Origin of the sequence: Corynebacterium sputi DSM 45148 (assembly GCF_000427865.1) — a bacterium.
GTDB classification, from domain to species: domain Bacteria; phylum Actinomycetota; class Actinomycetes; order Mycobacteriales; family Mycobacteriaceae; genus Corynebacterium; species Corynebacterium sputi.
This window is the reverse complement of record NZ_ATYV01000018.1, coordinates 44,802-69,908: the sequence shown is the minus strand read 5'-3', so window position 1 is coordinate 69,908 and position 25,107 is coordinate 44,802. Positions and strand designations below refer to the sequence as shown.

Genomic DNA, 25,107 nt, shown 5'->3' with positions numbered 1-25,107 from the left:
TGGCCTATGGTGTAATTGGCAACACAGCGGTTTCTGGTACCGTCGTTCTAGGTTCGAGTCCTGGTAGGCCAGCGAACTTCCGGTTTTCCGGTAGTTACGCCCCGTTCGTCTAGCGGCCTAGGACACCGCCCTCTCACGGCGGCGGCACGGGTTCAAATCCCGTACGGGGTACAAAGTAAAGCGGCTCTCAACTTCTGTTGGGGGCCGCTTTCGCATTTGTGGCTCAAGCCCGAGGTGCATCAAGTCACATATGTGCTTTTTGTGCCTTGACCTGCAGATTAGGTGGTCGACTTACAGTCCTGTTACTCTTCTTCAAGTCAGCGCAGCACAGCGCCGAGCATGATTTCGGTCAGTTCGCAGGTGCTCGTTGGAATCGCTAGCCCCGTTCGTCTAGCGGCCTAGGACACCGCCCTCTCACGGCGGCGGCACGGGTTCAAATCCCGTACGGGGTACGACATAGTGGCCTTCACCTACATTGGTGGAGGTCACTTTTGTGTCGGTAGGTGCAGTGCGCCTGGGAAGCGTCCACGATTCCCGTTGCATGCGGATCAACTGAGGAGCCCAAGGATGGGATTACAGGGTCTGCCAGCGGCCGTAAAAGTACTTCTGGTGACTCAGATGCTCTTCAATATCGGCTTCTATCTGGTCGTCCCATTCATCGCAGTGCAGATGACTGATTCCCTCGGAGCTGGAGGGGCACTCGTGGGACTCGTGCTTGGTATCCGAACGTTCAGTCAGCAAGGCCTCTTTTTCTTAGGGGGCGGACTTGCGGACCGCTATGGCATCAGGTCGGTGTTGCTTACCGGTGTAGCGGTGCGGATCGTTGGGTTCCTTGTGGCGGGTCTTGCAGATTCCATTTCTACGATGATTCTCGGTGTGGTGCTGATCGGTGCCGCCGCCGCTCTCTTTTCTCCCGCAGTAGAGGCAGCACTTGCTACCGAAGGCGAGCGGCTGCAACGGGCCGGTACGATTACTCGCTCTCGGCTCTTTGCCCTTGATACTGCTTGGTCTCGGCTCGGCGCGCTGACTGGTCCTGTCTTCGGGGCACTGCTGATTCCCGTGGGTTTTCCGGCTGTGTGTTCAATGGGCGCTGCGGTGTTTGGTGTCATCTTCATCGTCCATGTGGTGGTCCTGCGTGGGGCTGGGTTGGTGGGGGATAGGGACGTCGGGAAGCAAGAAGGATTGGTGCGACCCATGCTTGGTGCGTGGTCCCGGGTGCTGCGCAATCGCGCGTTTGTGGGGTTCGCGCTGGCGTACTCAACGTATCTACTGGCGTACAACCTGCAGTACTTGGCGCTGCCGGTGGAGCTTCGGCGTGCGACGGGATCTGACGAACTATTGGGGTGGTTTTTCGCGGGGGTGGGCGTCTACGTGATTGCTCTGCAAGGTCCGGTGAACTCCTACGCACACAGGTTGCGGACCGCTACTGCTTTGATCACCGGTTTTGGTGTGATGTCAGGGTCATTCGTTCTCGTGGCTGCGTTCGCGCCGGTTGCCCTGTCCGGATGGGTGGCACTGCTTCCTGCTGTGTTGTTTGTCCTGTTGCTGCACCTAGGAATGATGATCGCGGTGCCTGTAGCGCGTGATGTTGTCGGTCGTCTGGCTGGTGAGCAGGACCTTGGGTCGTATTACGGCTTTCTCAACTCGTTTGGCGGGCTGGCCGTGCTGCTGGGGTCGCTCGGAATCGGGGCGCTGTTGAATGTTGCTGAGGTCCCGCAGGCAGCGGCGACACTGCCATGGCTAGTGATGGCTATGCTGCTCGCGGTCTCCGCGTTAGCGCTGGGTCGCCAAGCTAATCAAAGACCGCTTCCCGACGTTCATCTCCCCTCGGCGCCACCACCAACGAAATAGCCGGCAGTGCGGCAGTCACTGCGAACATCACGGGGAATCCGGCGGTCGAGACGATAAGTCCGGCCACTGGTGGGGTGGCGGCGTAGATGATGTTTTGGAAGGTGTTCTGCGTACCCAGTGCGCGGCCGGACCAGAAGGGGCCGGAGTATTCGGCCACGGCGGTGAAGGCCAATCCATTGGGGGAGACTGCAGAGACCGCCAGCATGACAAATAGGACTGTGGCCACCGGAAGCAGGGCGCCACCGCTGGCCGCGGTGCCATCGTTCATTCCAGGTCCGAAACCTTCCATTAGGAAGTCAGTGACCGCCAGCACGGCAGCGAGGCTGAGCGTGGTGGTGGCTACCCAGCGGTAGGGCCGAATGCGGGAGCCGACCCGGTCGGAGATGTGGCCAAGCAGAGCGCGGGATGTCGCGCCGAACAGCTGCGAGATCAACACGATCACACTGGAGTTGCCAGGGCTAAAGCCTCGAGAGAGAAGCCAGACAAGGAGGTAAGCACCAACCATCGACTGCGGCCAGGCCTGCATCGCGGAGGCGATATGAACCCGCACGAGATATGGAATGCCCGGCCCGGTGCGGTGGTACGGGCTTACCGACGCCGCGATCTGGTCAGCGGAGCCCTTGGCTGGACGCGGGGGATTGATAATTCCGATGAAGCACAACGCTGATAATGCCAGGCAGAGTGAACCGGAGAAGGCTAGCGCCGTACCGACGCTGTAATGGTGGGCGAGCAACGGCATCGACATCGCACCGACGGCAGCCCCGAGCGGCTGTGCCATTTGCCGAAGGCCCATGGCTAGACCGCGCTTATCAGCTGGATACCAGCCAGAGACAACACGTCCGGAGGCCGAGTTCACTGACGCAGCACCACAGCCTGCCAATAACAAGGCTAAGGAGAGCGCAACGGGGCCGACAGATGACATGGCGGCAGCGAAGAAGGTCGCTATCGAGGTGACGAGAAGTCCGATCGACATGGCAGCGCGTTCGCCGAATCGATCGACGAACCAGCCCCAGGCGATAAGGGTCAGCACGATGCCGGCGGCGGGCATCGCAACAACTGCACCGGCGGCAGCTAGAGGAAGGCCCTCATTGATGAGAGCCGGCAATAGATACGCCGTTCCCATATGGATGACGCTGGAGCCGACGGCGCCAGCGGTGGAGAGCGCTAGCAACACGTGTTTGTAGGGGCCTCGGCGGATCCGATCTGGGTCCTGTCGCAGCGGGACTCCGGGGGAGCTCACAAGCGGTCGCCCATCGCGGCGGCGGAGGCGAGCACCTCCTGGCCCCAGGCCTCGTAGGGGGAAGGAGTAAGTCGCTCGACTGGCCCAGATACAGACAGCACGGCGGTCATGTTTCCGAGGGAATCGATGACCGGTGCCGAGACGCTCGCCAATGCCGGGTCGCGGTCGCCGACGGACTCTGCCCACCCCTTTGTCCGAACCTCCTCGAGATAGGCGCGGTCGAAGTTTGCGCCATCGAGAAACTGGTCAGCCAGTGATTCGGGGCCGAACGCCATAAGTACGTGTCCGGCGGAACCGGCGTTCAGCGGCATCCGGGATCCGACGGGCACCGTATTTCGCAAGCCAGTTGGCGGTTCCATTGCGGCGATACAGGTACGACTGTCGCCGGACTGGCGGTAGATCTGCACGGACTCGCCGGTGGTTTCCATGAGTTTGGGTAGGACGTGTGCGGCGGCGTCGGCAAGCAGATCGGACGTCACCGGAGTGAGATCAGCCAGGCCGGGGCCGGTGGTCCACCGGCCGTCCGGGGTGCGAGTGACTAAGCGGTGCACCTCTAGCGCGGTGGCCAGGCGGTGGGCTGTCGCTCGGGGGAGTCCGGTATGGTCGCACAGTTCAGTGAGAGTGCGCGGGCCTGCGGCGACGGTGGTGAGAATCAGCACTGACCGGTCGAGGACCTTGATGCCGCTCTCGGAGCCCCGCTGAAGATCTGCGGTGTTCTCGGTTGTGCTAATCTGTCCCATACCATGATATTAGCATCCCATCATTTGAGATGACGGGGGTCGGGTCATCGGGGTTCGTCACACCGTGGGAGCCCGCACCGCACACCACGTGCGGGTGAAGACCGGCGCCGGAAAACTCTCTAACGATGGAGTGCCAGCCCGCATGGCGCAAGAGGTCGGCTCACGCCCGGCCGCACGCCCACAACATACCCATGAGGTGACCATGAGCACCGCTGATGCAGCAGCCCCGTTGACCCTCCCTGAGAAGGTGTGGCGAGACCACGTCGTCAAATACGGTGAGAACGGCGAACCCGACCTCATCTACATCGACCTCCAGCTCCTCCACGAGGTCACGTCGCCGCAGGCGTTCGACGGCCTCCGCCTGGCCGGCCGCCCCGTGCGCCGTCTGGACTTGACCATCGCCACTGAGGACCACAACGTCCCCACCACCAACCTTCTTGGCGGCGGCGATATCAACCAGATCACCGAGCCGACTTCCCGGACCCAGATCGCGACACTGCGCAAGAACGCTGATGAATTCGGCGTCCGGATTCACCCGATGGGTGACATTGAGCAGGGCATCGTCCACGTCGTCGGGCCGCAGCTGGGTTTGACCCAGCCGGGAACCACCGTCGTGTGCGGCGACTCCCACACCGCCACCCACGGTGCATTCGGCGCGATGGCCTTCGGCATCGGTACCTCTGAGGTCGAGCACGTGCTGGCCACGCAGACGCTGTCGCTGAAGGCCTTCCGGACGATGGCCGTTAACGTCACCGGTGAGCTGCAACCGGGTGTGACCTCCAAGGACCTGATCCTGGCTGTCATCGCCCAGATCGGTACCGGCGGAGGTCAGGGCCACGTCATCGAATACCGCGGCGAAGCCATCGAGAAGCTGTCGATGGAAGCACGTATGACCATCTGCAACATGTCGATCGAGGCAGGCGCACGCGCCGGCATGATCGCCCCGGACCAGACGACCTACGACTACCTGGAGGGCCGCTCCCACGCGCCGAAGGGCGAGGAGTGGGACCGTGCCGTGGAGTACTGGGACTCGTTGCGTACCGACGAAGGCGCTGTCTTCGACAAGGTCGTCGAGATCGATGGCTCTGCACTGACTCCGTTCGTCACCTGGGGCACCAACCCCGGTCAGGGAATCCCGCTGGGCGATTCTGTTCCGGATCCGGAGCTCTTCACCGATGAATCTGAGCGCATTGCTGGAGAAAATGCACTGAAGTACATGGACCTGACGCCTGGAACCCCGATGCGGGACATCCCGGTGGACGTGGTCTTCGTGGGCTCGTGCACCAACGGTCGTATTGAGGACATGCGCGAGGTCGCGCAGGTGCTCAAGGGTCGCTCCGTTGCTGAAGGCGTGCAGATGCTCGTCGTGCCCGGCTCCGCTCGCGTCCGCGAGCAGGCTGAAGAAGAAGGCCTCGGCGACATTATTCGTGCGGCTGGCGCCGAGTGGCGCATGCCAGGCTGCTCTATGTGCCTCGGTATGAACCCGGATCAGCTGACCCCGGGGCAGCGCTGCGCCTCTACCTCGAACCGTAACTTCGAAGGCCGCCAGGGCAAGGGTGGTCGCACCCACCTGGTGAGCCCGCCGGTTGCCGCTGCCACCGCCGTCGTCGGCACGTTCGCCTCCCCGGCGGACCTGCCCGTCCTGGCTGACGCCTAGACCCGCCGACCAACGAAAGGAATCGATCGGACATGGAGAAGTTCTCCACCCACACCGGCGTCGGCGTACCGCTGAAACGCTCCAACGTCGACACTGACCAGATCATCCCCGCCGTCTACCTCAAGCGGGTCACTCGCACCGGCTTCGAGGACGGTTTGTTCAACAACTGGCGCACCAATGAGCCGGACTTCGTGCTCAACCAGGATGTGTACTCCAACGGCTCGGTGTTAGTGGCCGGTCCGGACTTCGGTACCGGTTCGTCCCGTGAGCACGCTGTCTGGGCACTGATGGATTACGGCTTCCGCGTCGTGTTTTCCTCCCGCTTTGCCGATATCTTCCGCGGCAACTCCGGAAAGGCCGGCCTGCTGGCCGCCCAGATGGAGCAGTCGGACATCGAATTGCTGTGGAAGCTCCTCGAAGAGGAGCCGGGCAAGGAGATCACCGTCGACCTGGAGACCCGTACCGCATCGTGTGGCGACGTCGTCATCCCATTCCAGGTGGACGATTACACTCGCTGGCGCCTCATCGAGGGTCTGGACGACATCTCCCTGACCCTTCGTAGCGAGGATGCTATACAGGCGTACGAGGCCAAGCGGCCGTCGTTCAAGCCGCAGACGATGTAGAATTACCCCCGTTCACAGGAGGTACCGGGTAAATCCATTCAAATCGGGTACAAAAACATCTCGATCTGGATACATTTCTTTGAGGCTCGGAAAGCGGATGTCACTGACATCGCGGGGCCGGACATTTTCCCATAGACCATGAGGTCGGGAAGGGTGTCCGGTCATCGTCATTTCCGGGTCCGACAACAATTACCGTGATGTACCCAGAATGACCCGAAATGTGGGAGGCCCCGATGAACAAGGCACACCTCGTCTCCGAGCTGGCGGAACGAATGGATATTCCGCAGACGGCGTCCGCCGAAGCGGTCGAGCATATTCTCGATATCATCGTGCGGTCCGTGGTCGAGGGCGAAGCTGTCACCATTATGGGGTTCGGTACCTTCGAGGCTCGCGACCGGGCACCGCGCACAGCCAGGAACCCGCACACTGGTGAGCCGGTCCCGGTCCCGGCGACCCGCACCCCGGCCTTCCGCCCTGGAAACTACTTCCGCTCTGTGGTCAGAGACGGATCAATCCCGGAGGAGGGGCGCATTTCGGTGCGCCGCAGCTCCTCGCACAGGGGCTTTGACCTGTAGGTGCGCTTACTTCACCGGTAGCGCAGTGGCGTAGTAATCAGCGGTGAGGAGCTTTCCCTCACGAAAGCCCAGGACCCACGCGCAGCCTTTCTTGCACGGGGCCCCGTCTTTCAAGGGAAGGCCAGACTCGTCGGCCAGTTCCGACAAAAGCTCCGGCATGACGAGGCCTTGAGCGCAGATCACTGACACGCCGCCTTGTGCGATGACCTCACGGAACTTCTCTCGGGCGCGGTCCGGTGAAGTTTGCCAGGCGTCGTCTCCAAAGGCCTGCTCCACCATAACCTGGGTTCCGATTTCGGATGCTAGGGGAGCCACGGTGTCCCGGCAGCGATCCGGCAGCGCCGCATAGACTCGCTCCGGAGCGAACGGCAGCAGTTCGGTAGTGAGAAATTCAGCCTGACGACGGCCCTTCTTATCCAGCGGCCGCAGATCATCGCAGCCGGACCAATTCTTGCGTTGATGCGCCCGGCCGTGTCGGACGTAAATGATGCGGGTGTCCGGCTCCTTCGATAGGCGCTTGCGTCCCTTCTTCAGCACCTCTACGTCTAGGTCATAACTGAGCAGTTTCTCTGCCTCGTCGAGGCTGACCCACCGCATTTCGTCGACTTCTGAATTGGCTTCGAATTCACCGTGAATGACCTCAGCGGTCCAGTACCAGACGAGTTTCGTGCGCCTGGCCACCGGATAGGACACAGATCCGAGGAGCTTTCCTAGCCGTACCGTGTAGCCGGTTTCTTCGAGAATTTCGCGGGCTGCGGTCCCCGGAAGGTTCTCGCCGGGATCGAGTTTGCCCTTGGGCAGGGACCAGTCGTCGTAGCCTGGGCGGTGGATAACGGCGACCTCCGGGTCGGCGGGGTCGCCGCGCCACATCAGTGCTCCTGCGGCGAAAGTCGGACGGGACACGTCCTCGCCGGGATTGACGGGGATCGACTTATATCGCCCGGTGATGGCGGTGCTGTTCGACGTGTCCTTGTCGTTCTCACGCAGATTCATGAGTCTCCTGCCGCTACGGCTGTCAGTGGTGGCTGGTGCTTCCGCGGCCAGTGTAATCGTGACAGGACGGTCTCACCGGGAGCACGACTCGCTCTGTCCCGTACTCCGTCCGCGGGGCCGGCGTGGCGCTATTCTGATAGGGATTGGTCCGGCACGATCGGTACCGGACAGTCGGTTCATGCAGCGGACAGGGAAGAGTGGGGTCGGAACATGGTGCAGGTCGCAGTGATGGGTGCCGGTTCGTGGGGTACGACGTTGGCGAAGGTGTTCGCTGACGCTGGCAATCCCGTAAATCTCTGGGCCCGTCGGGAGGACCAGGCCAAGCGGATCCAGATCACTCGCGAGAATCCCGATTACCTGCCGGGGCTGGCACTGCCCCCGGGGATCACTGCCACCACTGACGCAGCCCGCGCCCTAGAGGACGCGGAGATCGTAGTTCTTGGCGTCCCCTCGCAGACTTTGCGCGGCAACCTGGGGGAGTGGAAGGACTTGCTGCCGCATAATTCCACGTTGCTCAGCCTCGCCAAAGGCATTGAGCGAGACAGCCACCTTCGGATGAGCCAGGTTATCCGCGAGGTCACCGGTTTCTCTAGAGATCAGATTGCAGTGCTTTCCGGGCCGAACCTGGCACGTGAGGTCGCAGCTGAGCAGCCGGCGGCGACGGTGCTGGCATGTGAAGACGAAGACCGAGCCACGCTGCTGCAGTCCGCCGTCGCCACTGGTTACTTCCGTCCGTACACCAACACCGACGTCATCGGCTGTGAGATCGGCGGCGCCTGTAAGAACGTCATCGCCTTGGCCTGCGGTATGGCTGCCGGCCAAGGCTTGGGCGAGAACACCCTGGCCACCATCATCACCCGTGGACTGGCGGAGACCACCCGACTCGGTGTGGCTGCCGGTGCAGAAGAACGGACCTTCTCCGGTCTGGCTGGTCTCGGTGACCTCGTCGCCACGTGCTCCTCACCGCTGTCCAGGAATCGCACGTTCGGTCAGCGCCTTGGCCGAGGCGATACCCTGGAAGAGGCGCAGAAGGCGACCCGCGGGCAGGTCGCTGAAGGTGTGATCTCCTCAATCTCCGTCGGTGCACTGGCACAAGAGTATGACGTCGACATGCCGATCACCCAGGCCGTCTACGCGGTCTGTCACCGTGGGCTCACGGTCCAGGACACGGTTGCGATGTTGATGGGTAGGCGTCGTAAAGCGGAATAAGGTCTGAAGATTTCGGCGAGATGAACACGGTCAGCTGGTGACTGACCGGTTCCGGAGGAATCGGTAGGATCACCCGCATGAGCGAATCGACCGCAACCCCGGGTACCGCAGAGCCAGACACCATCGAATCCGTCACCGTCCCGGAAAGGCAGAAGTCGACGATGGTCGATACGGAGGCGCGGCAGACCGTCGTCGTGCTGTACGGAGGCCAGAGCCCTGAGCACAGCGTGTCGTGTGTCTCTGCAGGTGCAATCATGGACCACCTCGATCCGTCGAAGTACACGGTGGTTCCCGTCGGCATCGCGCCGGGGGGCATGTGGGTCCCCGGCGAGACCGATACGTCCAAGCTTCGTCGCAATGGCCGTGAGCTGCCCATCGTGACTGCCGGTGAGGTGGAGCTGGCAATTTCGGTGAATCCCGAGCGCCGCGGCGAGATCCGCTACGTCACCGGCCCAGACGCAGGCGAGATCTACGCGGTCGCTGATGTTGTGTTCCCGGTGTTGCACGGGCCCTTCGGCGAAGATGGCACCGTCCAGGGCTTGCTGGAGCTCTCCGGTGTGCCGTACGTCGGCCCGGGAGTGCTCGCCTCTGCCGCCGGTATGGATAAGGAGCGCACGAAGAACCTGTTGCTGGCGGCAAACCTGCCGATTGGCGAGCAAGTCGTGCTGCACCCAGGTGAAGACCTGGAGCCGGCAGCACGGGAATTTCTCGGCCTGCCGGTGTTCGTGAAGCCCGCCCGCGGTGGTTCCTCGATTGGCATCTCGAAGGTTGATTCGTGGGCACAGTTCGACGAGGCGCTGGAGCTGGCGCGCCAGCATGACTGGAAAGTGATTGTGGAGAAGGGACTGGTCGGCGCTGAGGTTGAGGTCGGCGTTCTTCAGCTTCCCGACGGCTCCGTCACCGTCTCTGTCCCTGCCCTCCTGAATGACACCGAGTCCTCGGACGAAGGCTTCTACGGCTTTGATACCAAGTACCTCGATGATGTGGTGACGGCGCAGATTCCTGCGCAGCTCCCGCAGGAGACCCTGGACCAGTTGACCGAATTCGCCGCCCGCACTTTCCGTGCCATCGGAGCGGACGGACTGTCTCGCATCGATTTCTTCGTCACCGAGGAGGGGCCGGTGCTCAACGAGGTGAACACCATGCCTGGCTTCACCCCGATTTCGATGTACCCGCAGATGTTTGCGGCCTCGGGTATTGGATACGAGGATCTCGTCGAGACCGTTATCGCTCGCGCGCTAACTGCGGACCGGTAGCGCTCGCTGAAAACACGTGAAAAACGGCCCCGGGGATGATCCCCGGGGCCGTTCTGTAGTCGTGGTGAACTACTCCGACGACACCTCGTCGAGGTTCGCCGAGATGGCATTGGACAGCGCCGGCAGCACTGCCTGTGCCTCGCCGACCGGCATGTAGACCGCGATGACTTCCTCGTGGCTCAGCGCGAAGTACACCGAAGTATCACCGGAGGAGAGCTCCGGATCGTTGAACCACACGACGTTGCCGATCTGAGTGAGCTGATCGCCAATGGACTCCGCGTAGCTGGTGGGCTCTTCCACGCCGCAGCGCACGGTGACCAGTCCGGTGGAGGCGCTACCCCAGGCCGCACCGCCGGCGGGTAGGTCTGCATCCTCCGGAAGGTTGTCGCCTTCTAGTCGCTCACGATCAGCCAGTTCTTCCGGAAGCGCGGAGAGCACACCATTGCAGCGCTGCTCGGAGCCCTCAGCCAGCGGAAGGTCCATCAGCGGGATCGGGCCGGGCTCGCCGCCCTCACCGAAGGAACCAACCTCATTGATGATCTCGGAGACATCCCCCAGAGCGCGCTCATGATCGGACCGCCCGGTCACGGCCACCACCGGGGAGGTGCCCACGGAGTACCAAGTGGTCAGGTCCAGACCCGGGGTCGGGTCGGAAACAGTCAGCCACGTGATGCCGTCGACCTCAGTGGTGTGGGCAATGGAGTTGTACTGCATCGGCACCGGGGTGCCGCAGCGAATGGTGAGCCGGTCATCGGTGTAATCGCGGTACAGCGTCGCGCCTTCCGGAACCGGCTCCATCAGCTCAGCGCGCTGCAGACGGATCATTGACGACGGCATGGCCTCGGTGAACTCCGCACACTGCGCGGAGTCGTTTTCTGGAAGCTCGGGGGAGGACAGCATCACCGCGCTGCGCGCAGCCCGGTCTTGACTTATCTTCATCGCGCCGATGACGCCGAGCGCCAGCACAATGGCGAGCACCAGTCCGATGGCGGCACGGCGGCGGCTACTCTTGACCTGAACGTTGTCTCCCATGGGCGTTTACTCTAGCTGTCCGGTCGAACCATGTTTTCGGCTGGTTGGCCTGTTGGGCGGACGCGGCAGTAGACGTCTATTGATGGAAGAGCAGGTGGCTCCAAACATGAGCCCGCAGCAGTTCACGATTGGGCAGGTGGGGGAGCACGCGGTGATCGCGGCGGTCCGTGCCGCAGCGCCCTCAGCTCGCAACGGCGATGACGCCGCCGTGCTGAGCATGACCACACCCAACGCGCGCTATGTCGCCACCACCGACATGCTCGTGGAGAACCGCCACTTCAACCTCGACTGGTCGACTCCCGAGGAAGTGGGAGCAAAAGCAGCAGTTCAGAACTTCGCCGATGTCGAAGCAATGGGCGCCCGCGCAACCTCGCTGCTGCTGGGGATCTCAGCTCCCTTGAATACCCCTCTGGACACCATCGCCGGCATCGCCCGGGGACTGCAGTCACAGTGCTCTCAGTGTGCCGCGGAGATTGTCGGAGGAGACGTTGTCAGGGGAGAGTCTCTGGTCCTGTCCATTACCGCGATGGGCGAACTCGGCGGGCCGGTCAAACCCTTGACCCTCAGCGGCGCCCGAGTTGGGGACACGGTCATTGCCTCCGGTCCCATTGGATGGTCTGCGGCAGGACTGGCCCTGCTGCAGCATTACGGTTCCCGCGCCGCGGTCCCTGATCAATTCCAGCCGCTCGTAGACCAGCACGTCTCCCCGGAGTTCCATTACGGCCGAGGCCCCGTGGTCCGCGCCACCGGTGCCGGCAGCCTCACTGACAACTCCGACGGACTTGTCTCTGACCTGCGTGACATCGCGCTGGCCTCTGGAGTGTCCATCGACATTGACAGTGACACCGTTGCCCCGAACGACCTCATGCTCCGCGCCGCCGAGCTCACCGACAACGACCCGTGGGACTGGGTTTTCAATGGGGGAGAAGACCACACCCTCCTCGGGACCACCTCTGGCGACGCCCCCACCTTCTTCCGTGCGATCGGGGCAGTGGGAAAGACCTCCGCCGAAGCAGTAACCGTCGACGGCCGCGAGCCTTGGCTCCGCGGCGGATGGGTCAGCTTCTGATGAACGACCTTCCGATGGATCCCGGCTGGCGGCAAGCTCTTGAACCGGTGGAAGACCAGATCCACCAGATGGGCGACTTCCTTCGCGAGGAGAACCGCGCCGGGCGGGGGTATGTGCCTGCTGGAGATGAAGTCCTTCGCGCCTTCACCTATCCATTCGACAAGGTCAAGGTACTGATCCTCGGTCAGGATCCGTATCCGACCCCCGGCCACGCGATGGGCCTCAGCTTTTCGGTGCACCCAGACGTGCGCCCAGTGCCGAGGTCCCTCGGCAACATCTACAAAGAATTGCTTTCCGACGTCCAGCTCCACACCCCTTCCCACGGCGACCTCACAGGTTGGTCTGAGCAGGGTGTGTGTCTGCTCAACAGGGTCCTGACCTGCGAACCAGGCAAGGCGGGTTCGCACCGCAGGAAGGGATGGGAGGCGATCACTGCTCGGGCTATCGAGGCTCTCGTAGAGAGAGACTCCCCGTTAGTAGCGATCCTGTGGGGACGAGATGCGCAGACGGCAGAAAAACTGTTGGGTGACACCCCGGTGATTGCGTCGGCACACCCATCGCCACTGTCGGCGTCGAGAGGTTTCTTCGGTTCCCGACCCTTTAGTCGGGCTAATGAAGAACTCGTGCGCCATGGCGCTGAGCCGGTGGATTGGCGGCTGTAGCATGGGTGATATGTCTGTTCGGGGAACAATCGACGGCGCCGGCTTAAAACGCTGGGCCAGGCGCAGTGCCGCGACGCTGGAGCAGCGTCGGGAGGAGATCAATGCGCTGAACGTCTTCCCCGTTCCGGATTCGGACACCGGGTCCAATATGGCTGCCACGATGTCCGCGGCGGTGGCCGCTGCCGATCAGCTCGATGACGAGGTCACTGCTGATCAGGTTGCCATCGCTTTGTCTACCGGCGCCGTGCGCGGTGCCAGGGGAAACTCCGGGACCGTGTTGTCCCAGGTCCTCCGGGCCTTGGCCGCGACGGCGCGCCCAGGCGGGATCTGCGGTGAGCAGGTCAGCGATGCACTGACCACCGCGGTCGACTTGGTTGATCGGGCTCTTGCCGAACCGGTGGAGGGGACCATCCTCACCGTGCTCCGGCAAGCGGCGGTTGCCGCCACGGCGAACGACTCTGGGGATCTGGCGTCGATCGTCGACGACGCAGCCACTGCCGCGCGCACAGCGCTGGCAGAGACCCCCTCCCAGCTAGAGGCACTTCGCGAAGCCGGAGTCGTCGATGCCGGGGGAGCCGGGCTCGTTGTAATGCTCGACGCTCTGGCCGAGGAAGTCGGGGCTGGTGCTCCGCCGTCTCCAGACATCGTTAGTCCCGAGCGTGAGTCCCGCGTCGTAGAGCAGCAGATCACCTCCGGAGGCGGCGCCGTGATCAGCCCTCGTAACGACGACGGTGAACTCGAGGTCATGTTCCTCATGACGATCAGCGATGACAAGGTCAATCGGCTCAGTGACGCAATTAGCTCGCTGGGCAACTCTCTGGTCGTCGGTGGCGATGGTCAGGGCAACCACATGGTGCACATCCATACGACCGACGCTGGCGCAGTGATCGAACGAGCCTTGGACTTCGGGCGTCCCTCTGGCATTCGCATCGAGATCCTTGAACAGCACCATGGCAGCGAAGATGGCGAGCACACCGATCGTGTCGTCCTCGCGGTGATCCGACCGGGTCAATTAGCGGACCTGTTCCGCAACTATGGCGCCGTCACTGTGGATCCCGGCGACGAACCATATGACGCGGTCGAATACGCCATCGGCCGTTTGGATCGTGGCTCGGAGATCATTCTGCTGCCTAACGGCAATGTCGGATACGGAGACTTAGAGCAGCTCGAGCACTCATCGGTGATTGACGATCGGGAGCTGACCGTTGTGGATTGCTCGACGGTCGTCCACGGCATGGCGGCTTTTGCCGTGCATGCCCCGGAGGTTTCGTTGGCTGCGGACGCCTACCGCATGAGTTTGGCGGCCTCTGGTGTCCGCGCCGCCGATGTTTTCCGCCGGACCGAAGCGGTGTCTGTGGTGACCATCGATGGAGTCGATACGGTCCTGAACTGCGATATTCCGGTGGCGGTGGCTGGGGCCGTCGATAGGCTTCTGGAAAGCGGCGGAGAACTGGTGACGCTGCTGCTTGGCGATGACACAGACCCCGACTGCGCGGACCTGTTGCGCGGGCACCTGCGAGAGGCCGCCCCGACGGTGGAGTTGTCGACGTACTCCGCGGACGGGATCGGGCCGCGGGTGCTGATCGGGGTGGAATAACCGATGCTCGGGTGGCTCGGTACGGACGATGCTCGGCAGCGTCTGACGAAGGTCCTGGGGCAGAAGGTCGCCCAAAGCCTGAAAACCGCGTACGGGGTCACGACCGTTGGTGACCTAGTGACGAAAGTGCCTTCACGCTGGCTCGGACATGACCGCGGGCTTGCGATCACTGAGTCTGAGGACGGACAGACGGTTACCGCAATGGTCGAAGTCCGCAAGATCGAGCAGAATCCAGCGGATATTGATCCGCAGCATCATTTCCGCCATCGCAAGGGCCAGCCACCGCGGCCGTGGGTTATTCACGTCGGCGACAGCAATGCCACGGTCGAGATGCCCGTCTTCGGCCAAGCAGCGCTACTGCGGCGGTTCCGAGTGGGGACTCGGCTGCTGGTGATGGGAAAAATTCAGTTCTGGCGGGGAAACCCGAAACTCCAGAACGCGGACTTCCTCATGTTTCTCGATGACGGCTCACCCGGACCCGCCACCGGACGTTTGGCCAAACTCGTCGAGGCTGCAGCCGACATGGACGAGCTCCACCGGCTCCTCACGAATCCGGCGATCCCGATGCACCGAGGCCGCAAGGGCGTTGCCGGCATCAGTCTGGCTCTGTACTTGGACCGGGTGTTTCGTCAGTTGCCAGTCCAACCGGACCCGCTGCCGGTGGTCCCTGTCGGGCTGCCAGATTTCGACACTGCCCTGCGTTACCTGCAATTCCCGCAGACCCCCGGTGGCAAAGACAGCGCCATCAAGCGCCTGAAGTACGACGAAGCGTTGGAGCTGCAGCTGGCGATGGCGCTGCGCCGCCGAGATCAGGAAGCTCGGGTCGCACCTGCCTGTGCACCGCAAGGTCCGTCCAACCCGTATGCGCTCTCGGTGGAGCGCGGGCACGCCCGCGAGCTGATGGAACGCGCCCTGCCTTTCGAGCTCACCGACGGTCAGCACACGGTCCTCAAGGAGGTCGATCTGGATCTGGCTTCCGAGACGCCCATGAATCGGCTCCTGCAGGGTGAGGTCGGCTCCGGCAAGACTGTCGTCGCCGCACTTGCGATGGCTCGTGTCATCGATTCCGGGCGCCAGTGCGCATTGCTAGCCCCGACCGAGGTCCTCACCACTCAGCATGCGCGGACTCTCTCCGCGCTATTTGCCGCTGCCGGATCGGACATCACGGTCGCTGCGTTGACCGGTTCAATGCCGATTGCGGAAAAAGGAGAAACGCTCCTGGGCATCGTGAATGGGGATGTGGATGTGGTCGTCGGGACGCACGCACTGTTGTCAGAGGGCGTGGAGTTTTTTGACCTCGGCTTTGTGGTCGTCGATGAGCAGCACCGGTTCGGCGTCCGGCAGCGTGACCGGCTGCGCGACCGCGGCCGCGATGGCACGACCCCACACGTGCTGGTGATGACCGCAACGCCAATCCCGCGAACCATTGCCATGACTGTTTTCGGTGATCTGGAGACCTCGACTCTCACTGAGCTGCCCGGCGGTCGCAAGACTATTCAGACCGTTGTGGTGCCGAACATTGAGAAGCCTGGCTGGGAGACCCGCGCTTGGGAGCGGATCGGGGAGGAACTTGCGGAGGGCAATCGAGCGTTTATTGTGTGCCCGTGGATTCAGCCTCGTGAAGAACCAACGCTTCCCGACGACTCGCTCCTGACCACCGCAGCCCTTGCCGAGGAAAAACTTCCAGACGCTCGCATCGGCATCCTGCACGGACAACTGCCAGCCGCAGAGAAAGACCGGATCATGTCAGAGTTCGCCGCCGGTGATCTGGACGTGCTGGTGTCAACAACGGTGATTGAGGTCGGCGTCGACGTGCCCGAGGCCACCATCATGATGATCCGACGCGCCGACAGTTTCGGTGTCTCCCAGCTGCACCAGTTGCGCGGCCGCGTTGCCCGTGGTGAGCGCATCGGGCTGTGCTTCCTGTGCACGCCCTCTGAGGCGGGGACCCCAGAGCGCGAACGACTTGAGGGGGTTGCTGAGACTCTCGACGGATTCGAGCTGGCAGAGCTTGACCTGCGCCATCGCAGCCATGGTGACGTGCTCGGTGACGAGCAGTCAGGTGGAGGCGGCGGTATGGGAATCCTTGATCTGACGGCAGATGAGCGGATCATTGCTCATGCACGTCGGGAAGCAGAGAAGATGGTCGCTGAGGACCCGGAATTGGCTGAGCGTCTGACCGCGGACATCACCGCTGAAGAGTCGGAGTACCTAGAGCGCGGGTAGGGCCCGGTGTCCCCGTAGGATGAACAACCATGAGCAATGGTTCGAACAGCACAGGAAGGGTCGATTCGGCCGACCCAGTGGAGGTGCACGCACCTTTCGCAGGTGTGGTCCATCTGCAGGTTGATCCGATGCAGACGGTGTCGGTGGGCGATACCGTCGCGGTCGTGGAGGCCGTGAAACTGGAAGCGCCGGTCCAGGCACCGTGCGCTGGGGTGGTTCTGAATGTGGACGTCGAGGCTTTTGCCGATGTCACCGGCGGCGATCGAATAATGACCATCGCACCGAGTACCCCTGGAGCTACCGCAGAAGAAGGAGAAGACAACTGATGCGCATCATCGCTGGAATCGCCCGTGGCCGGAAACTGGTTGCACCGGCAGGCGATCACACCCGACCGACCGCGGACCGGGCGAAGGAGGCACTGTTCTCCTCGTGGCAGCAGCGCTTCGGTATCGAGGGAACTCGGGTGCTGGACCTGTTCGCCGGCTCCGGTGCACTCGGGTTGGAGGCATTGTCCCGTGGCGCGCAAAGCGTCGTCCTCGTGGAGACCGACCGCGCAGCGCTGGATGCGATCCGAAAGAACATCGAGACTGTGAAGTTGCCGGGTGTGTCGGTGTCGGAGATGAAGGCCTCGACCTATCTCGCTGGTGCACCGGCCGGGCACTTCGATCGCGTGATCGCGGACCCTCCGTATGAGCTCATTAACGAATCTGTCACCGAGATGCTCGTGGCACTGGGCCCTGCCTTGGCTGAGGATGCGGTAGTCACCGTCGAGCGTGCTCGCGAGTCCGAAGAGACGGTGTGGCCGGCTGGCTACGAGGAACTCGTCCAGAAACTCAAGCGCAAGACCCACGGGGCCGCACGCTTCGACACGGCGATCTGGGTCGGAACGGACAACTAATGACCCACGCATGTTTCCCCGGTTCCTTTGACCCGATGACCATGGGCCACGTCGACATTGCCGAGCGTGCCTGCGCCCAGTTCGACCAGGTCACTCTCCTGGTGACGCATAACCCAAACAAGCAGGGCATGTTCACCGTCGATGAGCGCATGGACTTGATCAGCCTCAGCACCAACCACCTGCCGAACCTCAGGATCGACTCTTGGTCGACGTTGCTGGTTGATTACACAACCGAACACGGCATCACCACGTTGGTGAAGGGACTGCGTTCCTCACTCGACTACGAGTACGAGCTGCCGATGGCACAGATGAACCGCCACCTGTCCGGCGTCGACACGTTTTTCCTGCTGACGGACCCGAAGTACGGCTACACCTCGTCGACGCTCGCGAAGGAGGTCGTCCGCTACGGCGGTGATATCTCCGAACTGCTCCCGGCGCCGGTAGCGGCCGCTCTGAAGCAGAAGATGGGTTAGGTCCCCACAACGCGGGTGCCACGGCACCTGCAATGCCGGACATCCGCGGCAACTGAGACTATCGTTTTCACTATGTATCGCGTCTTTGAGTGCCTTGACCAGCTCAACCACATCGTTGAGGAAGCCCGCGGCGTTCCGATGTCGCAGAACTGCATGGTCCCGCGCCATGAGGTGCAGGCGTTGCTCGACGAGTTGCGCAATGCGCTGCCCGTCGAAATCGACGACGCCCAGGACGTGCTGGACAACAGGGACGCCATCATCGACGATGCGGAGTCGCAGGCAACTCGCACTGTTCGTGAGTCCGAGGAAGAGGCGGACCGTCTGGTCGACGAGGCGCAGGTGCGCTCGGACAAGATGCTCCAGGATTCGCAGAGCCGCGCCCACGCGATGCTCGAGGATGCCAAGAACCGCTCCCAGACGATGGTTTCGGAGGCTACCTCCGAGTCCGAGCGCCTGGTCACCGACGCCCAGAACCACTACCGCCAGGCCACCGAACGCGCTGCTGCAGAGGCCAAGCGCCTCATTGACTCCGGAAACGAGGCCTACGACCGGTCTATCTCTGAGGCGATCACCGAACAGCGGCGCCTCGTGTCTGACTCCGAGGTGGTCCGCGAGTCCCAGCTGGAGGCACGCCGCATTTCCGAGGAAGCGCATGCAGATTCCAGCCGTCTGCGCAGCGAATGCGACACCTTCGTCGACAACAAGCTCGCAGAGTTCGAAGACACCCTGCAGTCCACCCTGCGCACTGTCTCTCGCGACCGCACAGCACTGCGCCAGGGCGCCGGTGCCTCCGGGTACGCCACGGGAGGATCTGCCAGCCAGTACTCCGGTGAAGACCGCACGTACGAGCGTTCGCAGGAGGACAGCGGCTGGTAGGCCCCGGCGGGTGCGGGTAGGGCGACTTTGGCGGGTATGCTGAACGCATCATGAGCAGAGATTTGTCCGATTCCACGTCCCCGTTCGTCTTCGATGTCGGCCCGGTGCTCCGCGAGGGCACCCCGCAGCCGTTCCATCGGGTCGGTGACGCCCCCGAGCGCATTGGCGCCGAAATGATCGGTATCCCCGAGGGCACCGAAGTGACCGTCGAGGGGTACATCACCCCATTGGGTGCCGGTGTGCTCATCGACGCCGACGTCAGTGCAGGAGTCGTCGGCTCCTGTGTCCGCTGCCTCAGCGAAGTCAGCGACAACGTGTCGATCCACGTCTCCCAGGTCTTCAGCGCCGGCGAGGGCCTGATCGTCGCCGTCGATGGTGACGAAGAGGACCTTGAGGATGACGCCCCGGAGTTGATCGGTGACTTCGCCGATATGACCCAGGCTGTTATCGACCAGACCGTGTCGACGTTGCCGTTCAACCCCACCTGCGAGCGTGTCGGTGGCGGCTCTTGTGAGGCGAAGGAGTCGAACGTTCCAGCTCCGGACGGCATCTCCGGTGAAGAGGAGCGCCCCGCAGATCCGCGCTGGGCAGCCCTCGCTGAGAAGTTCGGCGACCTGCCTGAGACCGACGAGGCCGAGAAGTGAGCCGTAAGCGCCGCCTGACAGGCGAAGCCGCACGTAGCGCCGCCTTCGAGTCGGTTGACCATGCGCCGCTGTTGGCGTCGTTAGGCGTTTCGCTTCCCGACGAGACCCTCAAACTCGCCCTCACTCACCGCAGCTTCGCGAACGAGAATGGCCACCTGACCAACAACGAGCGCCTGGAATTCCTGGGCGACTCGGTGCTGGGCATGTGTGTCGCTGAAGCGCTGTTCCGGCGGTTCCCAGAGCGCACCGAGCAGGACATCTCCAAGATGCGTGCTGCTGTGGTCAACATGTATGCGCTGGCGGATGTCGCCCGCGCCATGGACCTGGGCGAGCAGATTCTGCTCGGCCGCGGTGAGATGGTCACCGGAGGTCGCGACAAGCACTCGATCCTCGCCGACACCACTGAGGCACTTCTTGGTGCGATCTATCTGGAGCACGGCTTCGAGATCGCCCGAGAGACCGTCATGCGCCTCTTCAGCGACATGGTCGACAATGCACCGACCGAGTCCCGTGGCCGCGACTGGAAGACCCTCCTGCAGGAGCGTCTGTCCGCCCGAAAGCTCCCGGCTGCTGAGTACCGATTTGAGTCCGCCGGCCCTGACCACGAGCGCACCTACACCGTCGAGGTTCTCGTCGACGGCGCTGTGCGCGGCACCGGTGAAGGGCTCACCAAGAAGGAAGCGGAGATGAAGGCCGCGCACCAGGCGCACCAGGCCCTCACATAAGTCCCGGAGGTCCTGCCCATGCCAGAGTTACCCGAGGTCGCCAGCGTCCGCGTGGGCTTAGAACCACACGTGCTTGGTCGCACATTCACCGAAGTTGAGGTGCTGCGCGACCGTGCAGTGCGACGTCAGCCAGGTGGTGCCCCTGAGTTGGCAAACCGTCTGATTGGTCGCACGGTGCTGGGCCTGGATCAGCGTGGAAAGTACCTCTGGGCTGTTCTTGATGACGACTCCTGCCTGCTCATCCACCTCGGTATGAGCGGTCAGATAATCGTTCCTGAACCGGGGGAGTCGCCGGGACGCCATGAACGAGTCCGGTTCACCCTTGATAACGGCGTCGTCATCAGTTTTCGGGATCAGCGCACCTTCGGCTGGGTCTGGGCGTGTGACCTTGTCCCAGCGTTGACCGGCGGCGGCCGCGTTCCGGCTCCAGCGGTACACATCGCACCGAGCCTGATCGATGAGTCGGTCGACCCAGTGACCCTGGCGCACCAAATGCGTCGGCGCACCTCTGGCATCAAGCGCGTGCTGCTGAACCAGGAGGTTGTCTCCGGCATCGGCAATATCTATGCCGACGAGATGCTGTGGGCCGCGCGGGTGCATGGAGAGAAGCCCGCCGATGAGATCTCCGTCCGCAAACTCGCCGAACTGGTTCGCGCCGGTCGCGGCGTTATGGACCGAGCGATTGAAGCCGGCGGCACGAGCTTCGACGCCCTGTACGTCCACGTCAACGGCGAATCCGGGTACTTCTCCCGCTCCCTGGAGGTTTACGGGCGCGAAGGGGAGAGGTGCAGCCGCTGCGACGGCATCATCCTGCGCAAGAGCTTCATGAACCGCTCAAGCTACATGTGTACGAAGTGCCAGCGTCTGTGATCTCCGTGGACTCACGATTCAGCGCTTTCTACCGATACCTCACCTGTAACCAGGTAGACCCTGATGAATGGTCTGAGCCGCAGCCGGAGGATCAGGGCAGTGACTATGAGTCGGCAGTGGTGAGGCGAGGTTCTCACCTATGGCGGATCCGGACTGCGCGGGTCACTCCGACCAAGCCGGGAGCATTTGTGGCCGTGTGGGAGCGGGACCCATCGCCTGGAGGAACCACTTGGCCGTTCCATACGAACGACGGTACTGATGGACTTCTCGTCTTCGTAGAAGATCAGCAACGGTTCGGAGTCTTCGAATTCACCCCGGACCTGCTGTCTAGGCTCAAAGTGACCCCCTCTGATGATCGCCCTGGCAAACGCGGATTTCGGGTATATCCCGAGTGGTGCGGCGCCTTGAATAAATCCGCTGAGCGGGCTCAGGCACTGCAGGCGACTGCCTTCCAGCGAATCGTGTAACCGCCGAATCTAACGAATGTGGCAGCGCTAGTCCTCGACTGATGTGCAGCAGGTCGTCACGGCGCCCCTGAGCCTTTCGACTTCGACGCGTTTATCGCCGAGTCGGTGAGCCCGGCTGGCTAGTCAGTTAAGAACAGCAGCTCTGTTGTCCACTGCGAGGGGTCTGGTTCTTCAGCAGGGTCGGTGAGATAGTGCTCGGCATATCCGGTCCAGCGCTCACCGTCAGCGTCATTGGGGTTGGACAGGCTGAGCCCTCGCTCGTGGGCCCACTTTCTGACGACAGGCTGACGCACCGAAACGCCGTCGGGATGGCCGACAAAGCGATCCACGATGTAGATCCCTGCAGGCAATTGTCCGGTAATTAGCCCTCGGGAAGGTTCGACAGGGCCTGGGATCGGAACCGCCACGATCAAGTCGACAGGTTCATCGTGGTCGGCTCCGAATCGCCAATAGATGTAGAGCGGACCTCCAGAGGGAGTGATGTCGTGGTCGGTGAGCCATTGGTACACCTGTGGAATGAGGTTGTTCGGTCCTTCAGCAGCTCCAAATTCGGAGAAACGAGCAGTTACGGGGAAGCCGACGTAATGAGTCGGTCCACGGTATTCAGTGGCGATGTCAGTGCTCACGAACATCAGTCCCGTTCTCGGCGAAGGCCTTAAAATCGTTCATATGCAGCAGGGACTGCCTCGCGAAGGCGCCGCGCATCAGAGGCGCGAGAAACCTCATGACTCCAGTGAATCGGTACTCCTCTGTGCTCTCCCAGCAGGTACGGCCGTCGGCCATGTGCGAGATTTTGTCGCGGGTATTGCTTGACATGCCCTTCGCGGTGATCTCCCGCTCGAAATACACGGTGGTGGCCTGGCCGATGGAGTCGAGGTCAACTGGAGAGCGCCGCGTGATTGTCTCGGTGCACTCCATTTCCTGCTTGCCGGCCCGGAAGACAATCCGTGACCGGGTGCCGACATGACCGTCAGCGCCATTTAGCGGTTCATGACTGACAAGTCCCCGAAGCCACCGCGGTCGAATGTCGGGGTCGGCGAGAAGGCGGGCGACCTCGTCGTAAGGCTTGTCGATCTCAACGGCGTTTACGTACTTCATGTCTGTACACCTCCTTCTATAGGTAGGGGCTGGTGATCAGCTCTAGGTAGTGACCCGAAGGGTCGAGGAGATAGACGCCTCGGCCGTTATGACCGTGGTTGATCTGTCCAGGCATCTGGCGCTGCGGATCTGCCCAATGGGCGAGGCCACGGTCCTGAATGAGGGTGAGGGAGCGGTCGAAATGGGCGTCGTCAAGCAAAAATGCGTAGTGCTGCGGTGGAAAATCGATCGGCGGGGTGGCGAACTGCAGCATGACCCCGCCCTCGATCTGGACATTGGTGAACGGGCCCCATGAGTCCACCGGCTCAGCGTCGAGCAGGTCGACATAGAACTGAGCCATGGTGGCGGGATCGTGCGAGGCGATGATGGTGTGGTTGAACCGTGCGGTCATGAAAACTCCTTGTCGTCGTTGATGGTGGTGCGTGCATCGTGGACAAGGAGGAGCGCGGATCAGGAACCGACCAGGTGGCCTTCTCGGGAGCGGCCGCAGCGCGCGGCCTGACTGGTCATCACAGCAGAGAGTTTAGCCTGCGAATATGCGGTCAAGGAAGAGCGCAGCTCTCTCAGCGGCGTTTGGACGGCAGTGCGGACCCACGCCCTGATCGGAGCTTTGATTCTTCTTCGGGCGCAGGAGCTCATGAGGGCGATCTAGAGTTCACTCATGGACGTTCTGCGCTACCGCGCCTTCACCTGCTCGCTTGACGGCTCTGGAAACCCGGCCGGTGTGGTGCTCGATGCCTCCGGAATGACAGACGACGACATGCTCGCGATCGCGGCCGAGGTGGGATACTCGGAAACCTCCTTCGTCGTGGCCGGCGAAGGTTCCTATCGCGTTCGCTACTTCAGTCCCGTCGCTGAGGTCGATTTCTGCGGACACGCCACAATCGCCACGGCCGTCGCGCTTGCTGAAGATGGAGCCGGAGCAGGTGAGCTGCTGTTCCTCACCAACGTCGGCGAAATCGAAGTCACTGTCGTGGAAGCTGACAGTGGAAACTCCGCAACGCTGATGTCAGTTCCTCCCATGGTGGCCGCTCCACAGGAATTGTTGGAGCTTCTGGGTGCGCTCGGCTGGGAGCTGTCTGATCTCGCTGCGGATCTGCCCCTTGGTCTGGCCTTCGCTGGTCTATGGCATCCGATCGTCTGGGCCAACAGTAGGGATCGATTGGCGGATCTGGACTATGACTTCGACGGGCTCAAAGACCTGATGGTGGAGAACGGTTGGGGGACCGTCAGTCTCCTATATCGGGAAGCTGAGGACTTGATCCACTCCCGTAACGCCTTCCCCGTAGGAGGCGTCATCGAGGATCCGGCTACTGGCGCTGCAGCGGCTGCCCTTGGCGGATTCCTGCGCGATCATCAACTGCTGCCTGAGGACGGAAAGTTCGTGGTCATCCAAGGCGAAGACATGGACATGCCCTGCCGAATCGTCGTCGATGCCAGTGGCGATGAGGGAGTAGCCGTTACTGGCACCGCCGAGATGATGGCCGCACCGTAATTCTGAGCTTCATCTCCCACGACTGAGTGGTTAGAGTTCCACACCCTTGGCCGCAGCTAGTTCACGGAGCTTCTCTGCGGAGTCAGTTTCCACGCAGACCACCGCACGCAGGCCTTCTGGTTCGTTGCGGAGGATGTAGAAGGAGTGGGCGTCGGTAAGCAATTCACCTTGATCACCGAAGAACAGCCATCGCACCTTCACCATTACCAGCGCCTCGGAGAGGTGCTTGGTCTCGTGGAGTTCATGGCCGACTGAATCAAGCCCGAGCCGCTGATACACCGGATACCCCTGGCGCAGGCCCTGCTCCATCTCCTCGTGAGAGACGAGCGTGCCCGAGAATGTGTCGTCCAGGACCATTCCAGGTGTTGCCCATAGTTGGGCTGAGGTCGCTGCGTCGAAGTCGGACAGAGCCGCAGCGTAGAACGTGAGGAAGTCGTTGATCGTCTCGTCGGAGATGCTCATGCCCCGAGGGTACGTGGACTAGGTACGTAGAATTAGGTTATGAGCGACGACGAGCGAGCAACGAACGACACAACCTCCGGGGCCGGTCCTGACGCCAAGGTGCGCCTGGTCGCCTGGGTGCACGGCCATGTGCAGGGAGTGGGTTTCCGCTGGTCAACCAGGGTCAATGCTCTGGAACTGGGGCTCCTTGGATACGCGAAGAATTACCCAGATGGCCGCGTCCTCGTGGTGGCCGAAGGCCCGCGCGACTCCTGCGAGAAACTGCTCCTGTGGCTGGAAAGCCCGGACGCGCCGGGCGTCGTCGACACCGTAGTCAGCAGCTGGATGGACCCCCGAGGGGAGTACACGGGGTTCGAGAGGAAGTGAGGA

At 62.4% G+C, this 25,107-nt stretch carries 28 protein-coding genes and 3 tRNA genes; 23 read left to right on the top strand and 8 right to left on the bottom strand.

The features are described from left to right. From YWU_RS0110215 to YWU_RS0110200, 4 genes are all read left to right on the top strand, one after another. Window positions 1–72: transfer RNA gene (locus tag YWU_RS0110215), tRNA-Gln, on the top strand. Between the two features lie 26 nt (window positions 73–98). Next, window positions 99–171 (top strand) — tRNA-Glu (locus YWU_RS0110210). A 208-nt stretch (window positions 172–379) separates the two neighbouring features. Further along, window positions 380–452, top strand: a tRNA-Glu gene (locus tag YWU_RS0110205). 115 nt (window positions 453–567) lie between these two features. Further along, window positions 568–1,851, top strand: a complete 1,284-nt coding sequence (locus YWU_RS0110200) for an MFS transporter (protein ID WP_027020396.1) — start codon at window positions 568–570, stop codon at window positions 1,849–1,851. Here the strand turns inward: YWU_RS0110200 and YWU_RS0110195 are convergent. After that, window positions 1,793–3,091 (bottom strand): MFS transporter, encoded by a 1,299-nt coding sequence (locus tag YWU_RS0110195; RefSeq protein WP_240484116.1) that lies wholly within the window; start codon window positions 3,089–3,091, stop codon window positions 1,793–1,795. The genes YWU_RS0110200 and YWU_RS0110195 overlap by 59 nt on opposite strands. Beyond that, complete coding sequence (locus YWU_RS0110190; protein ID WP_027020394.1) at window positions 3,088–3,831, bottom strand: IclR family transcriptional regulator; 744 nt, start codon at window positions 3,829–3,831, stop codon at window positions 3,088–3,090. Before YWU_RS0110190 ends, YWU_RS0110195 begins: the two co-directional genes overlap by 4 nt. A gap of 202 nt (window positions 3,832–4,033) precedes the next feature. Between YWU_RS0110190 and leuC the strand changes: the two genes are divergently transcribed. The 3 genes from leuC to YWU_RS16305 all read left to right on the top strand — a co-directional run bounded on the left by leuC (window position 4,034) and on the right by YWU_RS16305 (window position 6,686). Beyond that, window positions 4,034–5,488, top strand: coding sequence for a 3-isopropylmalate dehydratase large subunit (gene leuC, locus YWU_RS0110185; protein ID WP_027020393.1), 1,455 nt, complete (start codon window positions 4,034–4,036; stop codon window positions 5,486–5,488). A gap of 32 nt (window positions 5,489–5,520) precedes the next feature. After that, complete coding sequence (gene leuD, locus YWU_RS0110180) at window positions 5,521–6,111, top strand: 3-isopropylmalate dehydratase small subunit (RefSeq protein WP_027020392.1); 591 nt, start codon at window positions 5,521–5,523, stop codon at window positions 6,109–6,111. Between the two features lie 233 nt (window positions 6,112–6,344). Beyond that, on the top strand, window positions 6,345–6,686 hold the full coding sequence (locus tag YWU_RS16305; RefSeq protein ID WP_051260260.1) for an HU family DNA-binding protein: 342 nt from the start codon (window positions 6,345–6,347) through the stop codon (window positions 6,684–6,686). 6 nt (window positions 6,687–6,692) lie between these two features. Here YWU_RS16305 and YWU_RS0110170 read toward each other — a convergent pair whose 3' ends face one another. Then, window positions 6,693–7,679, bottom strand: coding sequence for an NUDIX hydrolase (locus tag YWU_RS0110170; RefSeq protein WP_034647679.1), 987 nt, complete (start codon window positions 7,677–7,679; stop codon window positions 6,693–6,695). 210 nt (window positions 7,680–7,889) lie between these two features. On the opposite strand from YWU_RS0110170, the gene YWU_RS0110165 reads away from it, so the two are divergent. Together YWU_RS0110165 and YWU_RS0110160 are read left to right on the top strand one after the other, a co-directional pair. Continuing rightward, complete coding sequence (locus YWU_RS0110165) at window positions 7,890–8,888, top strand: NAD(P)H-dependent glycerol-3-phosphate dehydrogenase (RefSeq protein WP_027020390.1); 999 nt, start codon at window positions 7,890–7,892, stop codon at window positions 8,886–8,888. 161 nt (window positions 8,889–9,049) lie between these two features. After that, window positions 9,050–10,144, top strand: coding sequence for a D-alanine--D-alanine ligase family protein (locus YWU_RS0110160; RefSeq protein ID WP_027020389.1), 1,095 nt, complete (start codon window positions 9,050–9,052; stop codon window positions 10,142–10,144). Between the two features lie 69 nt (window positions 10,145–10,213). Here YWU_RS0110160 and YWU_RS16300 read toward each other — a convergent pair whose 3' ends face one another. After that, entirely contained in the window at window positions 10,214–11,176 is a 963-nt protein-coding gene (locus tag YWU_RS16300; protein WP_034647678.1) for a DUF3515 domain-containing protein, read from the bottom strand. Between the two features lie 82 nt (window positions 11,177–11,258). Here YWU_RS16300 and YWU_RS0110150 point away from each other — a divergent pair, with 82 nt between their 5' ends. The 12 genes from YWU_RS0110150 (at window position 11,259) to YWU_RS0110095 (ending at window position 21,683) form a co-directional block, all read left to right on the top strand. Beyond that, on the top strand, window positions 11,259–12,245 hold the full coding sequence (locus YWU_RS0110150) for a thiamine-phosphate kinase (RefSeq protein ID WP_051260258.1): 987 nt from the start codon (window positions 11,259–11,261) through the stop codon (window positions 12,243–12,245). Continuing rightward, a complete protein-coding gene (locus YWU_RS0110145) occupies window positions 12,245–12,907 on the top strand; it encodes a uracil-DNA glycosylase (RefSeq protein ID WP_027020387.1) in 663 nt (220 codons plus the stop codon). Before YWU_RS0110150 ends, YWU_RS0110145 begins: the two co-directional genes overlap by 1 nt. 10 nt (window positions 12,908–12,917) lie before the next feature. Then, a complete protein-coding gene (locus YWU_RS0110140; RefSeq protein WP_027020386.1) occupies window positions 12,918–14,504 on the top strand; it encodes a DAK2 domain-containing protein in 1,587 nt (528 codons plus the stop codon). Window positions 14,505–14,507: 3 nt separating this feature from the next. Continuing rightward, window positions 14,508–16,730: an ATP-dependent DNA helicase RecG gene (locus tag YWU_RS0110135; RefSeq protein WP_027020385.1), complete on the top strand. Its 2,223-nt coding sequence runs from the start codon at window positions 14,508–14,510 to the stop codon at window positions 16,728–16,730. A 29-nt stretch (window positions 16,731–16,759) separates the two neighbouring features. After that, complete coding sequence (locus tag YWU_RS0110130; RefSeq protein ID WP_240484115.1) at window positions 16,760–17,056, top strand: biotin/lipoyl-containing protein; 297 nt, start codon at window positions 16,760–16,762, stop codon at window positions 17,054–17,056. After that, entirely contained in the window at window positions 17,056–17,628 is a 573-nt protein-coding gene (gene rsmD / locus YWU_RS0110125; RefSeq protein ID WP_084142094.1) for a 16S rRNA (guanine(966)-N(2))-methyltransferase RsmD, read from the top strand. The genes YWU_RS0110130 and rsmD overlap by 1 nt, the downstream gene beginning before the upstream one ends. Further along, the gene (gene coaD / locus YWU_RS0110120) at window positions 17,628–18,101 is read left to right on the top strand and encodes a pantetheine-phosphate adenylyltransferase (protein ID WP_027020382.1); all 474 of its coding nucleotides are present in this window, start codon (window positions 17,628–17,630) and stop codon (window positions 18,099–18,101) included. The genes rsmD and coaD overlap by 1 nt, the downstream gene beginning before the upstream one ends. A 72-nt stretch (window positions 18,102–18,173) precedes the next feature. Further along, window positions 18,174–18,977, top strand: a complete 804-nt coding sequence (locus YWU_RS0110115) for a DivIVA domain-containing protein (RefSeq protein WP_027020381.1) — start codon at window positions 18,174–18,176, stop codon at window positions 18,975–18,977. A 50-nt stretch (window positions 18,978–19,027) separates the two neighbouring features. Further along, window positions 19,028–19,621, top strand: coding sequence for a YceD family protein (locus YWU_RS0110110; RefSeq protein ID WP_084142092.1), 594 nt, complete (start codon window positions 19,028–19,030; stop codon window positions 19,619–19,621). After that, window positions 19,618–20,346, top strand: a complete 729-nt coding sequence (rnc, locus tag YWU_RS0110105; RefSeq protein ID WP_027020379.1) for a ribonuclease III — start codon at window positions 19,618–19,620, stop codon at window positions 20,344–20,346. The genes YWU_RS0110110 and rnc overlap by 4 nt, the downstream gene beginning before the upstream one ends. A gap of 18 nt (window positions 20,347–20,364) precedes the next feature. Then, window positions 20,365–21,216 carry a bifunctional DNA-formamidopyrimidine glycosylase/DNA-(apurinic or apyrimidinic site) lyase gene (gene mutM / locus YWU_RS0110100; RefSeq protein WP_027020378.1) on the top strand — a complete coding sequence of 284 codons (852 nt, stop codon included), beginning with the start codon at window positions 20,365–20,367 and terminating at the stop codon, window positions 21,214–21,216. A gap of 5 nt (window positions 21,217–21,221) precedes the next feature. Further along, a complete protein-coding gene (locus tag YWU_RS0110095; RefSeq protein WP_034647687.1) occupies window positions 21,222–21,683 on the top strand; it encodes a MepB family protein in 462 nt (153 codons plus the stop codon). Window positions 21,684–21,802: 119 nt separating this feature from the next. Here YWU_RS0110095 and YWU_RS0110090 read toward each other — a convergent pair whose 3' ends face one another. From YWU_RS0110090 to YWU_RS0110080, 3 genes are read right to left on the bottom strand one after another with little or no spacing between them, the layout of a single operon-like run. Next, window positions 21,803–22,309 carry a GyrI-like domain-containing protein gene (locus YWU_RS0110090; RefSeq protein ID WP_027020376.1) on the bottom strand — a complete coding sequence of 169 codons (507 nt, stop codon included), beginning with the start codon at window positions 22,307–22,309 and terminating at the stop codon, window positions 21,803–21,805. Beyond that, window positions 22,299–22,781 (bottom strand): SRPBCC family protein, encoded by a 483-nt coding sequence (locus YWU_RS0110085; RefSeq protein ID WP_027020375.1) that lies wholly within the window; start codon window positions 22,779–22,781, stop codon window positions 22,299–22,301. Before YWU_RS0110085 ends, YWU_RS0110090 begins: the two co-directional genes overlap by 11 nt. Before the next feature lie 16 nt (window positions 22,782–22,797). After that, window positions 22,798–23,172 carry a VOC family protein gene (locus YWU_RS0110080; RefSeq protein ID WP_027020374.1) on the bottom strand — a complete coding sequence of 125 codons (375 nt, stop codon included), beginning with the start codon at window positions 23,170–23,172 and terminating at the stop codon, window positions 22,798–22,800. A gap of 270 nt (window positions 23,173–23,442) precedes the next feature. Here YWU_RS0110080 and YWU_RS0110075 point away from each other — a divergent pair, with 270 nt between their 5' ends. Beyond that, window positions 23,443–24,276: a PhzF family phenazine biosynthesis protein gene (locus YWU_RS0110075; RefSeq protein WP_027020373.1), complete on the top strand. Its 834-nt coding sequence runs from the start codon at window positions 23,443–23,445 to the stop codon at window positions 24,274–24,276. 30 nt (window positions 24,277–24,306) lie between these two features. Here the strand turns inward: YWU_RS0110075 and YWU_RS0110070 are convergent, their stop codons facing one another. After that, the gene (locus tag YWU_RS0110070; protein ID WP_027020372.1) at window positions 24,307–24,738 is read right to left on the bottom strand and encodes a hypothetical protein; all 432 of its coding nucleotides are present in this window, start codon (window positions 24,736–24,738) and stop codon (window positions 24,307–24,309) included. Between the two features lie 39 nt (window positions 24,739–24,777). Here YWU_RS0110070 and YWU_RS0110065 point away from each other — a divergent pair, with 39 nt between their 5' ends. Then, window positions 24,778–25,104, top strand: a complete 327-nt coding sequence (locus YWU_RS0110065) for an acylphosphatase (protein WP_034647677.1) — start codon at window positions 24,778–24,780, stop codon at window positions 25,102–25,104. The last annotated feature ends 3 nt before the right edge of the window (window positions 25,105–25,107 follow it).

Excerpts from the sequence above, each read along its gene's own strand:
- YWU_RS0110115 (WP_027020381.1), top strand. The coding sequence starts at position 18,174 with ATGTATCGCGTCTTTGAGTGCCTTGACCAGCTCAACCACATCGTTGAG.
- YWU_RS0110140 (WP_027020386.1), top strand. The coding sequence starts at position 12,918 with ATGTCTGTTCGGGGAACAATCGACGGCGCCGGCTTAAAACGCTGGGCC.
- YWU_RS0110170 (WP_034647679.1), bottom strand. The coding sequence starts at position 7,679 with ATGAATCTGCGTGAGAACGACAAGGACACGTCGAACAGCACCGCCATC.
- leuD (WP_027020392.1), top strand. The coding sequence starts at position 5,521 with ATGGAGAAGTTCTCCACCCACACCGGCGTCGGCGTACCGCTGAAACGC.
- YWU_RS0110160 (WP_027020389.1), top strand. The coding sequence starts at position 9,050 with ATGGTCGATACGGAGGCGCGGCAGACCGTCGTCGTGCTGTACGGAGGC.
- YWU_RS0110190 (WP_027020394.1), bottom strand. The coding sequence starts at position 3,831 with ATGGGACAGATTAGCACAACCGAGAACACCGCAGATCTTCAGCGGGGC.
- YWU_RS0110150 (WP_051260258.1), top strand. The coding sequence starts at position 11,259 with ATGGAAGAGCAGGTGGCTCCAAACATGAGCCCGCAGCAGTTCACGATT.
- YWU_RS0110110 (WP_084142092.1), top strand. The coding sequence starts at position 19,028 with ATGAGCAGAGATTTGTCCGATTCCACGTCCCCGTTCGTCTTCGATGTC.
- YWU_RS0110200 (WP_027020396.1), top strand. The coding sequence starts at position 568 with ATGGGATTACAGGGTCTGCCAGCGGCCGTAAAAGTACTTCTGGTGACT.
- YWU_RS0110165 (WP_027020390.1), top strand. The coding sequence starts at position 7,890 with ATGGTGCAGGTCGCAGTGATGGGTGCCGGTTCGTGGGGTACGACGTTG.
- YWU_RS0110080 (WP_027020374.1), bottom strand. The coding sequence starts at position 23,172 with ATGACCGCACGGTTCAACCACACCATCATCGCCTCGCACGATCCCGCC.
- coaD (WP_027020382.1), top strand. The coding sequence starts at position 17,628 with ATGACCCACGCATGTTTCCCCGGTTCCTTTGACCCGATGACCATGGGC.
- YWU_RS16305 (WP_051260260.1), top strand. The coding sequence starts at position 6,345 with ATGAACAAGGCACACCTCGTCTCCGAGCTGGCGGAACGAATGGATATT.
- mutM (WP_027020378.1), top strand. The coding sequence starts at position 20,365 with ATGCCAGAGTTACCCGAGGTCGCCAGCGTCCGCGTGGGCTTAGAACCA.
- leuC (WP_027020393.1), top strand. The coding sequence starts at position 4,034 with ATGAGCACCGCTGATGCAGCAGCCCCGTTGACCCTCCCTGAGAAGGTG.
- YWU_RS0110130 (WP_240484115.1), top strand. The coding sequence starts at position 16,760 with ATGAGCAATGGTTCGAACAGCACAGGAAGGGTCGATTCGGCCGACCCA.
- rsmD (WP_084142094.1), top strand. The coding sequence starts at position 17,056 with ATGCGCATCATCGCTGGAATCGCCCGTGGCCGGAAACTGGTTGCACCG.
- YWU_RS0110085 (WP_027020375.1), bottom strand. The coding sequence starts at position 22,781 with ATGAAGTACGTAAACGCCGTTGAGATCGACAAGCCTTACGACGAGGTC.
- YWU_RS0110135 (WP_027020385.1), top strand. The coding sequence starts at position 14,508 with ATGCTCGGGTGGCTCGGTACGGACGATGCTCGGCAGCGTCTGACGAAG.
- YWU_RS0110070 (WP_027020372.1), bottom strand. The coding sequence starts at position 24,738 with ATGAGCATCTCCGACGAGACGATCAACGACTTCCTCACGTTCTACGCT.
- YWU_RS0110065 (WP_034647677.1), top strand. The coding sequence starts at position 24,778 with ATGAGCGACGACGAGCGAGCAACGAACGACACAACCTCCGGGGCCGGT.
- YWU_RS16300 (WP_034647678.1), bottom strand. The coding sequence starts at position 11,176 with ATGGGAGACAACGTTCAGGTCAAGAGTAGCCGCCGCCGTGCCGCCATC.
- YWU_RS0110075 (WP_027020373.1), top strand. The coding sequence starts at position 23,443 with ATGGACGTTCTGCGCTACCGCGCCTTCACCTGCTCGCTTGACGGCTCT.
- YWU_RS0110145 (WP_027020387.1), top strand. The coding sequence starts at position 12,245 with ATGAACGACCTTCCGATGGATCCCGGCTGGCGGCAAGCTCTTGAACCG.